We start from the raw sequence: 10817 nt of genomic DNA on the forward strand, positions 1-10817 counted from the left end.
CAGAGCGGCACGTTCCTCTGGGTCGACCCGCAGGCGCAGGCGGCCTGCGTCGCGCTCGCCGACCGGGACTTCGGCCCGTGGGCGGTGGAGGCGTGGCCGCCACTGTCGGATGCCGTGCTCGCCGCCCTCCGCGGCTGAGTCACTGTCACGGCGACGCGCTGCGGGCACGGTGTCGCCGGACGGCATCCCGGTTGGCGCAGCGCACCGAGCAGTACCGCTGGCGGCCGTTGCGGGTGACATCGACGACCACTCGTCGGCACGGGGATGCCGCGCAGCGACCGAGCCGGTGCATCCCGCGGCCGGCGAGATGCAGCGCTGTCCCGACGCTGATCACGGCCTCGAGCACGGCCGGGAGGCTCTGAACGGCGTCACGATAGTGCAAGTGCCATCCCTCCCCGTCGTGATCGGTCAGCTGCGGGAACGCCGCCGCGGCCGCCATCTGCGCGTTCAGGATCATCGCGCGATGCTCGTGTGTCTCGGCATCCACCACCTTCAACCACGCGTCGATGACCTCGCGCACGCGCGGGTGGTCGTCGGCCGTCTTCTCGAAAGCCATGGTCATGCCGAAGTCCCGGGTGCGCTGCTCGATGCCGGCGCGGTCGGCGGGCCAGTCGTCAGCGAGTGATGCAGCCAGCAGCACCGCGTACTCACCGTAAGGGTTGAGATGCATAACAGCATTACATCATCGTGGAGGCATGACCGCTTCCCGCACTCTTCCGCTACCCCTCCTCGCCGCCGTGCACGAGCACGGCTGGACCGCAGAATCCGCGCATCCCACCTCGCAGGGCGAGGTGGTGTACGTACGCTGCGCCACCTGTGGCGCGCGTCGCGTCGACGTGCGCGGCGCGCCCGACCTGCCGCCTAGCGCGCAGAGCCGTCCGGTCAGCGCGGCACGTCGATGACCCGCTGCACACCCGTGCCGACCGCTGCCACCGCTCCGGCTGACAGAGCGGCGATCTCCGCCTGCAGGCTCGGCACAGCAGCGGCCGGAACCCACACTTCGAACTCCGCCATGGCCGCGTACGTTGTCTCACCGAGCACCGCCCCGCTGCGCGTCGCCCAGTCGCGCAGCAGGTTGTCGAAGCGCCCGGCATCCGCATGCGGAGCGGTCAGGAGCACCTGATCCAGCACCCGCCGGTCGACCAGACTCGCCAGGTCGAGCGCCTCCGAGACCGCGGTCGAGTACGCGCGCACGAGCCCGCCGGCTCCCAGCTTGATGCCGCCGAAGTAGCGCGTCACCACCGCGACGACGTCGGTCAGCTCGCGGCGTCGCAGCACCTCGAGCATCGGGATGCCCGCCGTGCCCGACGGCTCGCCGTCATCGGACGACCGGGCGCGATCGCCGTGCAGTCCGGTCACCTGCGCGCTGCAGTTGTGCCCGGCATCCCAATACCGCTTCCTGACGCCGGCGATCACCGCATCGGCCGCGTCCGGCGCATCCACCGGGGCCACGAGCGTGAGGAACCGCGACTTGCGGATCACCAGCTCGTGCTCGACGGTTGCGGCGATCGTCGCAGGCAGCGGATGCGACGACACGGACATCCCTCTAGCGTAGGCACCCACCCGCGTATCACGCGTCACCGCACCTGACCATCCCCTGCCCGGACGCGCCTCTCCGTCGCAGAGTGGCATCACCCATCCCCGATCGAAAGGACGCATGATGACGAGCATCTCCGACGCGAAGGTCGCCTTCCTCGCAACGAACGGCTTCGAGGACAGCGAGCTGACCGAGCCGTGGCGGGCGGTGACGGACGCCGGCGGAACGGCGACCATGGTGTCGCCCGAGTCAGGCGAGATCACCGGCAAGAACGGTCACGCGCAGCCCGTCGACCTCGCCTCCTCCGCTGCCTCAGCCGCCGATTTCGACGCTCTGGTGCTGCCCGGCGGCGTCGTGAACGCCGACCACCTGCGCATGGATCGCGACTCGATCGACCTCGCCCGGGCATTCTTCGAGCAGCACAAGCCGGTCGGTGTGATCTGCCACGGCGCGTGGATCCTCATCGAGGCGGGCGTCGTCGAGGGCCGCACACTCACCAGCTACCCGAGCCTGACGACCGACCTGCGCAACGCAGGAGCGAGCTGGGTCGACGAGGAGGTCGTCGTCGACGCGGGCCTGGTCTCCAGCCGCACCCCCGACGACCTGCCGGCGTTCTGCGCGAAGGTGGTCGAGGAGATCGGCGAGGGAAAGCACCGCCAGCAGCACGCCTGATCGGCCGCTCCCGCTTCAGTTGCGCTTCAGGATCCAGCCGACAGACTGTGAGCATGCGGATCCTTCTCGTCGACGACGAAGTGCGCCTCGCCGACGGCATCCGCCGCGGGCTCGAGGCCGAGGGCATGGTCGTCGACGTCGCACATCACGGCGTCGACGGCCTCGCCCGGGCGCGTGACGCCGACTACGACGCGATCGTGCTCGACGTCATGATGCCGGGCATGAGCGGCTATCGGCTGTGCCAGTCGCTGCGTGCCGAGGGCGATTGGACGCCCGTGCTCTTCCTCACCGCGAAGGATGGCGAGTGGGACGAGGTCGAGGGGCTCGACACCGGCGGTGACGACTGGCTGACCAAGCCGTTCTCGTACCCGGTTCTCGTCGCTCGGCTTCGGGCCCTGGTGCGCCGCGGCGGCCGCGAGCGTCCGGCCGTGCTCGAGGCGGGCGACCTGCGACTCGACCCCGCCGCTCGGCGGGTCTTCCGCGGCGAGACGGAGGTCTCGCTCACGGCGCGGGAGCTCGCCGTACTCGACTTCCTGATGCGTCGCCGCGACGAGGTGGTCACCAAAGCCGAGATCATCGCGAACGTGTGGGGCACCGACTTCGACGGCGACGCGAACATCGTCGAGGTCTACATCGGGCACCTGCGCGCGAAAGTCGACCGCCCGTTCGACCGGGAGAGCATCCAGACGGTCCGCGGTGCCGGCTATCGCCTGACGGGAAGGGATGCCACGGCATGACCTCCCCGTTGCGCTCCATCCGCTCCCGCCTCACCATCGGCGCGCTCCTGATCGTCGCCGTCGCCCTGATCGCCGGGTCGTTCGCCGCCGTGCAGGTGCTGCGGGTCACGCTGACCGACAGCGTCGCCGCGGCCGTGCAGCAGGACCTCGACACGATCTCCGGGCAGCTGGACCGCGGTCAGGGGCGGGTGGATGCCATCGACGACGACGTCCTCGTGCGGCTGCAGGGTTCGGGCGATCACCACGGCGGCGAGCGCGACGACGACGACACCGCAGGCGGCGGTTCGGATCAGGTGAACGACGATGACGCACGGACGCTTCCCGTCGTGCGGGAGGATCACACGCAGCGCATCGAGGTCGACGGCGATCCCTACCTCGCCGCGAGTGAGGAGACCGATCGCGGCACGCTCACCGTGGCGCGACCGCTGGCCGGCGTCGACGAGGCCGTGTCGGCGTCGGCCGTGTTGCTGGCCGTCGCCGTGCCGCTCGTGCTGAGCCTCGTCGGACTGGTCATGTGGGTGGTGGCGACCCGCGCCCTCGCTCCGGTCGAGCGGCTGCGCCGGCAGGTGGATGCCATCGACGCGGCAGGCCTCGACCGACGGGTGGATGCCGCGCGGGACGACGAGCTGGGCGCGCTCGCGCAGACGATGAACCGGATGCTGGACCGTCTGGAGCAGTCGCAGACCACGCAGCGCCGGTTCGTCAGTGACGCGTCGCACGAGCTGCGCTCGCCCTTGGCGACCATCCGGCAGCACGCCGAACTGGCGGCGGTGCATCCCGAATCGAGTTCGCTGCCCGTCCTGAGCAGCGTCGTGCTCGACGAGGGAGCGCGGATGCAGGAGCTCGTCGAGGGCCTGCTGCTGCTGGCCCGGCTCGACGAGGGCCGCGACGCGCCCCTGGCACCCGCCGACATGGACGACATCGCCCTCGCCGAGGCGCACCGGCTGCGCGGCATGGGGGTCACCGTCGACACGAGCGGGATCGGCCCCGGCCGCGTCATGGGCAATGCCGCGCTGCTCGCTCGCGCGGTGCGCAACCTCGCCGACAACGCCGCTCGCCATGCTCGTGAGCGGGTGTCCCTCAGCGTCGTCGAGCGAGGTGACAGAGTGCTGCTGCAGGTCGCGGACGACGGCGCCGGCATCCCGGTCGACGAACGCGAGCACATCTTCGACCGCTTCGTGCGCCTCGATGAGGCGAGGGCGAGGGATGCCGGCGGCAGCGGGCTGGGACTGGCCATCGTGCGGGAGATCGCTCTGGCGCACGGCGGAACGATCACCGCATCCGACGGCACCGGCGGAGGGGCACTGATGACTCTCTCCCTCCCCCGCTCACCGGAATCCTGAATGCCGCTTCAGGTGGTTTCAGGAGCGCTTCACCGCCTGCGGAGCACAGTGGAGACATGGACAACGACGAGAAGACCCCTGCCACCTCGACCGCTCCCGCCGATTCCACCGCCGATGCCGGCGCTGACACGAAGAGCCCCGGTCGCGGACGGCGCCGCACCCGCACGATCCTGATCGGCGCCGGCGCCGCTGTCGCGCTGCTCGCCTTCGGTGGCGGCGCGTATGCGATCGGCGCCGCGGTGGGCGACGATGACGACGACCGGCCCGGCATCCACGCGCCTGGCTCTCATGACGACGACGCGCGCGACGGCAGGTCCGCACCGGGCCGTCACGACGACGACGGCGACGACGACGATCGCGGCGGTGAGGGCAGCGCAGCGTGGGCGCCCGCCGATGCCGCCGCGCTGCGCTCGGCCGCTGAGGCCGCGATCGAGCATGCCTCGGCCGAGGGGATCACCTCGATCGAGGTCGAGCGCGGCGGGTACAACATCGACGCCCACCTGGCCGACGGCACCGAGGTCGACCTGTTCGTCACTCCCGAGGGCGTCGTGCGCGAGCGCGGGGACGACGATGCAAATGACGACCGCGACGATCCGGTGATCGACCTGGCCCGGCTCGGCGACATCCTCACCGCAGCCCAGTCGGCCGCCGGCGACGCGGGCGCGGCAGAGGCGGCGTTCCACGCGCTGTCGACGAGCGGCTCAGGCGCGGTCTACGAGGTCGAGCTGCGTGGCGGCGACCGCAGCGAGGTCGAGGTCGACCTCGACGCCGAGCTCGCGGTGGTCCGGGTCGACATCGACAGCTGACTCGACCAGCTCACAGAGCCGGGGCCGGTGCATCCGTCCCCGGCTCTGTCATGCGCGGGCGGTGGTCGCGGTCAGCTCCACCAGCATGCGCAGGGTCTTGCGATTGCGGGCGGTGCCCGCTGTGCCGAGTGCACGATCCAGCACCGCTCGAGTGAGCTTGGTCGAGGCGACGCCGCCCTGACCGTAGTCGATCCACAGTTCGCGTCCGACGAGCGCGATGCGCTCACCCGGCCGCACCCGCTCGGTGAGGTGATCGACCGCTCCGGCGGCGGCCTCGCCCTCGAGGAACATCACGTGCACCATCTTGTCGAGCGCCGCGTCCCCGAACGGGTCGTCGCGCTCGACACGTGCGAGCTCCGCGTGGGTCCGTGCGATCACCGGGGTGTCGACGCCGAACTCGTCGGCGACGAGTGCCCGCACGTCTGCGCGTGCGCGCGAGAGATCGTCCGGTGCGTCGCAGATGATGTTGCCGCTGGCGATGTAGGTCGACACGTTCTGCAGGCCGCCCCGATCCGACAGCAGCGCTCTCAGCTCGGCCATCGGCACCCGGTTGGTCCCTGAGACGTTCACCGCCCGCAGCAGCAGGGCGCAGCGGCCGGTCATCGCCCGGCGCCGGAGAGTTCTGCTCCGGCGTGTGCGAGCTCGGCGAGCGCCGCCTCGCTCGACTCCTCGGCGACACCCGCAACGAGGTCGGTGAGCACGCGCACCCGGATGCCGTGTGCGATCGCGTCCAACGCGGAAGCCCGTACGCAGTGATCGGTGGCGATGCCGACCACGTCGGCGTCGGTCACGCCGTGCGCGGCGAGGATCTCGGCCGTCCGCTCCCCGCCGTCGGTGACGCCCTCGAACATCGAATATGCCGGGATGCCCTGCCCCTTGCGCACATGGTGCGTGATCGCCGTCGTGTCGAGCAGCGGGTCGTATGCCGCGCCCTCCGTCTCCGCGATGCAGTGCGCGGGCCAGGTGTCGACGTAGTCCGGCTGCCCCGAGATGTGGCCGCCGTTGTCGCTGTCTGGGTCGTGCCAGTCGCGCGACGCGACGATGACGCCGTAGTCGGCGGCGTGGTCGGCCAGCAGCGCCGACACCCCCGACGCCACGTCGTCACCGCCCGCCACGGCGAGGGCGCCGTGCTCGGTGAAGTCGTTCTGCACATCGACGATGAGAAGAGCCCTGGTCATGCACCGAGCGTACGCGTCGGAGGGGATCGACGGCGGCTCGGGCGCGATACCACCCGGCCCGCATTTGACTTGCCCCGCCCTGTTGCTACCGTGGAGAGGCGGGCCGGACATGCTCGCAGCGCTGCCGCCCGGTCACGAGCGTCCGCCCCGATGAGGACCAGAGGTCCGCTCCTGGGCGCGCCACGACGAACCGCCTGCGTCGTGAGCAGCGCCCGTTCTCTCCGGCTCGCGCGGAGGCGTCGGCCTTCCGCGCACGCACGCGTCGCTTCTCGGCGGAGGCGACATCCGCGCGCGTGCTCACCGTGAGAAGGAAGCGTATGCCGCCCAGAATCCGTTTCGCCCCCGCACCGTCCGTCTGTCTGCTCACCGGCCCTCTCAAAGCCACCCTCCCGTCGCGTTAGCGCTCTCTCTTCCCGCCCACCGGCAGTGCCGCCGGCCCTTCGACAAGAGAGAGAAACGTGGAAAATCTGCAAACACTCGCCGGACCCGTCGTGGTCCTGCTCATGCTGCTGTTCTTCGGCGGCAGCCTGTACATGTCGCTGCGCATCCGCAAGCGCACCGAGAACGCCGACGGCTACATGACCGGCGGCGGGAAGATCGGATTCGGCATCTCGGCCGCGTCCATGACCGCCACCTGGATCTGGGCGGCGTCGATGTACGCCTCAGCCACGTCCGGCTACACCTACGGCATCTCCGGCCCCATCCATTACGGGCTGTGGGGCGCGCTGATGATCCTGCTCATCTATCCCTTCGGCAGGCGCATCCGCCAGGTGGCGCCCAAGGCGCACACGATCGCAGAGGTGATGTTCGCCCGGCACGGCCGCTCCAGCCAGCTCATGCTCGCCGGATCCAACGTCCTCGGCAGCATCATCAGCCTCACCTCGAACCTCATCGCCGGCGGCGCGCTGATCTCGATGCTCTCGCCGTTCAGCTTCAGCCAGGGCATCCTCGCCATCGGGGCGGGTGTGCTGCTGTACACCCTCTGGTCGGGGTTCCGCGCGTCGGTGCTCACCGACTTCGCGCAGGTGGTCGCCATGCTCGGCGCGGTGATCGTGATCATCCCGGTGATCTTCTTCGCCGCCGGCGGTCCGAGCCTGTTCGAGACGGGGGCGTCGAACCTCACCCCGCAGCAGGGGGACTTCTTCTCGTCCGACGCGTTCTTCAACCAGGGCGCGCCGTACATCGCCGCCGTGCTCGCCTACGCGATCGGAAACCAGACCATCGCGCAGCGTCTGTTCGCCGTGCGTGAGGACCTCATCAAGAAGACCTTCATCACCGCGACCTTCGGATACGGCGCGACGATCATCGGCATCGGGATGCTCGGCGTGATCGCGCTGTACGCCGGGATCACCCCGGTGGACGGCGACGTGAACAACCTCATCCCGCAGATGGCTGCGACCTACCTGTCGCCGCTGCTGCTGTGCGTGTTCTTCGTGATGATCATCGGCTCGCTGTCGTCGACGGCGGATGCCGACCTGACGGCCCTGTCGTCGATCGTGATGGCCGACATCTACGGCCAGAACGTCGCAGGCAAGAAGAAGGCGAACCCCCGCACGATGGTGCTGATCGGACGCATCACGATGATCGTGGCGATGGTCGCCGGGCTGTTCTTCGCGGGAAGCCAGTTCAACATCCTCGATCTGCTGGTGTTCGTCGGCGCGCTCTGGGGCGCCCTCGTGTTCCCCGTGATCGCCAGCTTCTACTGGAACCGCGTCACCAACCTGGCCTTCTCCGTCTCGGTCGTCGTCGCCCTCGCGGCGTTCCTGCCCGTGCGCTTCGAGTGGGTCGAGCTCGACGGTCCGCTCGGGATCGTCTCGGACGTGCTCTCGACGATCGGCATCGGGGTGGTGCTCGGCCTGATGGCCTTCGGCTTCTTCGGCAAGCGCGTGGCGCTGATCGTCGCGACTGTGGCGACGCTGGCATCGGCTCCGTTCACGGTCGGCTTCCTGCACACCTACCCGGTGCTGTCGGGCTCGCTCGTCGCGTACGCGGTGTCGACGATCGTCTGCGTTGCCCTCACCCTGCCCAGCAAGAAGGAGGACTTCGACTTCGAGCTGATCAAGCACCGCACCGGCGACTTCGACTCGGTCGACACCGGCGAGTTCAACGCCGAACTGATGCGGTTGACCGAGACCGAGTCGCTGTCCGCTGAGAACGAAAGGAACTGACATGGAACTGTCGACCATCGCTCTGACCGGTTACGTGCTGATGTGGCCGGTGATCGTTGCCGGAGTGCTCACCGTCATCGTCCGTGCGTTCGCCAAGGAGGCGAAGAAGGCCAAGGCGGAGGGCCGCTCGATCATCTGATCGGAGCGCCGCCGAGACGATCGAAGGCCCGGGATGCTGTGCATTCCGGGCCTTTCTCGAGCCACCTGTCAGGATCGAACTGACGGCCTTCCCATTACGAGTGGGATGCTCTACCACTGAGCTAAGGTGGCGTGCGCAGCGGACTGCGGCACAAGCAAAGATCCTACTACGACGATCCGGTGCGCGCGAAACCGAGCAGGCCCCGCCCGCAGATCACTCGCAGCGCAGCCCGTCGTCGGGAACCGTCCCGTCGATGAGGAAGGTCTCGACCGCATCGTCGACACAGCTGCTGCCCTTGTTGTAGCCGGTGTGGCCCTCGCCCACCCTGGTGACGAGCACTCCGTTCTCGAGCTGCTGCGCGAGCGACTGCGACCACTCGTAGGGGGTCGCGGGGTCGTTGGTGGTGCCGACCACGACGATCGGGCCGGAGCCGGACGCGGCGATCGGCTCGCGCACGCCGACCGGCGGGTACGGCCACACCTCGCACGGGTCGGGGCCCTGCCAGTACGGGGCGAACGTCGGGGCGAGCTTCTCGATCTTCGCGATCGCCGCGGCTTCCGCCGCGGGGTCGTCCTCGACGGGGTAGTCCATGCAGTTGTACGCCCGGAACGCCTCGGCGGAATTGTCGGCGTAGGTGCCGTCGGGTTCACGGCCGTTGTAGCTGTCGGCCAGCGCGAACAGCACCGACGGATCGCCCTGCAGCACGGCGGTGAACCCCTGGGTGAGGTACGGCCAGCTCTGCTCGCTGTACATCGCGGTGATGATGCCGGTGATCATCGTGTCGACGGTCAGCATCCGCCCGTCGCCGTTCTCGATCGGCGTGCGGGCGACCGTGGCAAGCAGCGCCTGGACGTCGGCGATGGCCTCGTCGACCGAGCCGTTGAACGGGCAGTCCGCGCCGGAGAGGCATCCGGAGAGGTACGCGCGCAGCGCGGATTCGAAGCCGACAGCCTGCGTGGTGCCGACGTCCAGGCCGGGGACGGCCGGGTCGATCGCCCCGTCGAGCACCAGCCGCTGGGCCCGCTCGGGGAACAGCTTCGCGTAGGTCGCGCCGAGGAACGTGCCGTACGAGTAGCCCAGGTAGTTCAGGGTCTTGTCGCCCAGCACCCCGCGGATGAGATCCATGTCACGCGCCGAGTTGATCGTCGTGATGTGCGGCAGCAGCCCGTCGCTGTTCGCCTCGCAGGCGTCGGCGTACTGCTGGTTGCGCGCGGTGATCTCCGCCTCCCACTCCGCAGTGTCGCGAGGGGCGTCGAGCACGCCGTAGTTGTATTCGTCCATCTGCTCGGCGTCGAGGCAGGAGACAGCGCTCGAACGGCCGACGCCGCGCGGGTCGAATCCGATCACGTCGAAGCGCTCGATGAGGTCGGCCCCGACCGCGTACTCGAGACTCTGGGCGACGAAGTCGTATGCGCTCGAGCCGGGGCCGCCGGGATTGATCAGCAGAGAGCCCTGGAACTCCCCGGTCGCCTGGTGGCGGATGATCGACAGGGTCAGATCGCCCGCCGACGGGTCGTCCCAGTCGCGCGGGGCGGTGACCTCGGTGCAGTCGAACCGGGCTCCGCACGCCTCCCACTCGAGCTTCTGCGAGTAGTACGACTGCAGCTGGTCGGGGACGTCCGACAGGTCGGGGTCACGCGAGATCGAGGTGGGAGTCTCCGGGATCTGCGCATACAGGCAACCGGAGAGCACGAGGGACGCCGCGGCGAGACCGGCGAGCATTGCAGCCGCCCGGCGCAGCGGGCGGGACCTGGAGGTTCGGAGGTTCACGGGGTCCTTCCGCTGGAGACGGTCACGAGAAGACTCTCGACGGCGAGGAGCGGCGCGACGTTGCGCTCCAGGGATTCGCGGGTGGCGGCCACAGCGTCGAGCACGAGAATGGTGCGCTCGACCGGCCACGCGCCGGCGATGCGCTCGAGCTCGTCGCGCAGCTCGCGGTTGATCAGCTCGTCGCCGCGCCCGAACTGCAGCATGACGACGTCGCGGTACAGGGACTGCAGGTCGGTGAGCACCCGGTCGATCCCGTCGCGCAGGCTGCGCGTGGCGCGCTTGCGCTGATCATCCTCGAGGGCGCTGATCTGCGCCCGCAGCGCGGGCGGCACGGCCTGCCCCTCGGCGATGCCGACGGTGCGAAGCAGGGCGGCTCGCTCGGCGGCATCGCGCTCGGCGGTGAGCGACTTCGCGTCGTCGGTCGCCGCCTGGATGATCGTCCCGGCCACCTCGACGGCGGTGCTGAC

13 protein-coding genes and 1 tRNA gene are annotated in these 10817 nt (G+C 69.7%); 7 read left to right on the top strand and 7 right to left on the bottom strand.

Features of this window, described 5'->3' with window-relative positions:
- Positions 1-145: 145 nt before the first annotated feature.
- Positions 146-670, bottom strand: coding sequence for a CGNR zinc finger domain-containing protein (locus RT309_RS10470; RefSeq protein ID WP_313356839.1), 525 nt, complete (start codon positions 668-670; stop codon positions 146-148).
- Between the two features lie 25 nt (positions 671-695).
- Between RT309_RS10470 and RT309_RS10475 the strand changes: the two genes are divergently transcribed.
- Positions 696-902, top strand: coding sequence for a hypothetical protein (locus RT309_RS10475; protein ID WP_313356841.1), 207 nt, complete (start codon positions 696-698; stop codon positions 900-902).
- Here RT309_RS10475 and RT309_RS10480 read toward each other — a convergent pair.
- Positions 883-1542: a YigZ family protein gene (locus RT309_RS10480; protein WP_313356843.1), complete on the bottom strand. Its 660-nt coding sequence runs from the start codon at positions 1540-1542 to the stop codon at positions 883-885. The two genes, RT309_RS10475 and RT309_RS10480, sit on opposite strands and share 20 nt — an antisense overlap.
- 118 nt (positions 1543-1660) lie before the next feature.
- Here RT309_RS10480 and RT309_RS10485 point away from each other — a divergent pair, with 118 nt between their 5' ends.
- The 4 genes from RT309_RS10485 to RT309_RS10500 are packed head-to-tail and all read left to right on the top strand — an operon-like array spanning position 1661 to position 5095.
- Positions 1661-2209, top strand: a complete 549-nt coding sequence (locus tag RT309_RS10485; RefSeq protein ID WP_313356845.1) for a type 1 glutamine amidotransferase domain-containing protein — start codon at positions 1661-1663, stop codon at positions 2207-2209.
- 53 nt (positions 2210-2262) lie between these two features.
- Positions 2263-2946 carry a response regulator transcription factor gene (locus RT309_RS10490; RefSeq protein ID WP_313356846.1) on the top strand — a complete coding sequence of 228 codons (684 nt, stop codon included), beginning with the start codon at positions 2263-2265 and terminating at the stop codon, positions 2944-2946.
- Positions 2943-4289 carry a HAMP domain-containing sensor histidine kinase gene (locus RT309_RS10495; RefSeq protein ID WP_313356847.1) on the top strand — a complete coding sequence of 449 codons (1347 nt, stop codon included), beginning with the start codon at positions 2943-2945 and terminating at the stop codon, positions 4287-4289. The genes RT309_RS10490 and RT309_RS10495 overlap by 4 nt, the downstream gene beginning before the upstream one ends.
- Before the next feature lie 56 nt (positions 4290-4345).
- Positions 4346-5095, top strand: a complete 750-nt coding sequence (locus tag RT309_RS10500; RefSeq protein WP_313356849.1) for a hypothetical protein — start codon at positions 4346-4348, stop codon at positions 5093-5095.
- A 48-nt stretch (positions 5096-5143) separates the two neighbouring features.
- Here RT309_RS10500 and RT309_RS10505 read toward each other — a convergent pair whose 3' ends face one another.
- Together RT309_RS10505 and RT309_RS10510 are read right to left on the bottom strand one after the other, a co-directional pair.
- Positions 5144-5698, bottom strand: a complete 555-nt coding sequence (locus RT309_RS10505; RefSeq protein ID WP_313356852.1) for a DUF1697 domain-containing protein — start codon at positions 5696-5698, stop codon at positions 5144-5146.
- Positions 5695-6273, bottom strand: coding sequence for an isochorismatase family protein (locus RT309_RS10510; RefSeq protein ID WP_313356854.1), 579 nt, complete (start codon positions 6271-6273; stop codon positions 5695-5697). The genes RT309_RS10505 and RT309_RS10510 overlap by 4 nt, the downstream gene beginning before the upstream one ends.
- A 503-nt stretch (positions 6274-6776) precedes the next feature.
- Between RT309_RS10510 and RT309_RS10515 the strand changes: the two genes are divergently transcribed.
- Both RT309_RS10515 and RT309_RS10520 read left to right on the top strand, forming a co-directional pair.
- Positions 6777-8441: a sodium:solute symporter family protein gene (locus tag RT309_RS10515; protein ID WP_313356858.1), complete on the top strand. Its 1665-nt coding sequence runs from the start codon at positions 6777-6779 to the stop codon at positions 8439-8441.
- Position 8442: 1 nt separating this feature from the next.
- Positions 8443-8580 carry a putative transporter small subunit gene (locus tag RT309_RS10520; protein WP_313356855.1) on the top strand — a complete coding sequence of 46 codons (138 nt, stop codon included), beginning with the start codon at positions 8443-8445 and terminating at the stop codon, positions 8578-8580.
- A 59-nt stretch (positions 8581-8639) separates the two neighbouring features.
- Here the strand turns inward: RT309_RS10520 and RT309_RS10525 are convergent.
- From RT309_RS10525 to RT309_RS10535, 3 genes are all read right to left on the bottom strand, one after another.
- Positions 8640-8711: transfer RNA gene (locus RT309_RS10525), tRNA-Thr, on the bottom strand.
- 82 nt (positions 8712-8793) lie between these two features.
- Entirely contained in the window at positions 8794-10302 is a 1509-nt protein-coding gene (locus RT309_RS10530; protein ID WP_313356860.1) for an alpha/beta hydrolase, read from the bottom strand.
- 44 nt (positions 10303-10346) lie between these two features.
- The coding region (locus RT309_RS10535; protein WP_313356857.1) for a DNA polymerase III subunit delta' C-terminal domain-containing protein at positions 10347-10817 on the bottom strand (471 nt) is incomplete at its 5' end.

Origin of the sequence: Microbacterium sp., from assembly GCF_032084865.1 — a bacterium.
In the GTDB taxonomy this organism is placed as follows: domain Bacteria; phylum Actinomycetota; class Actinomycetes; order Actinomycetales; family Microbacteriaceae; genus Microbacterium.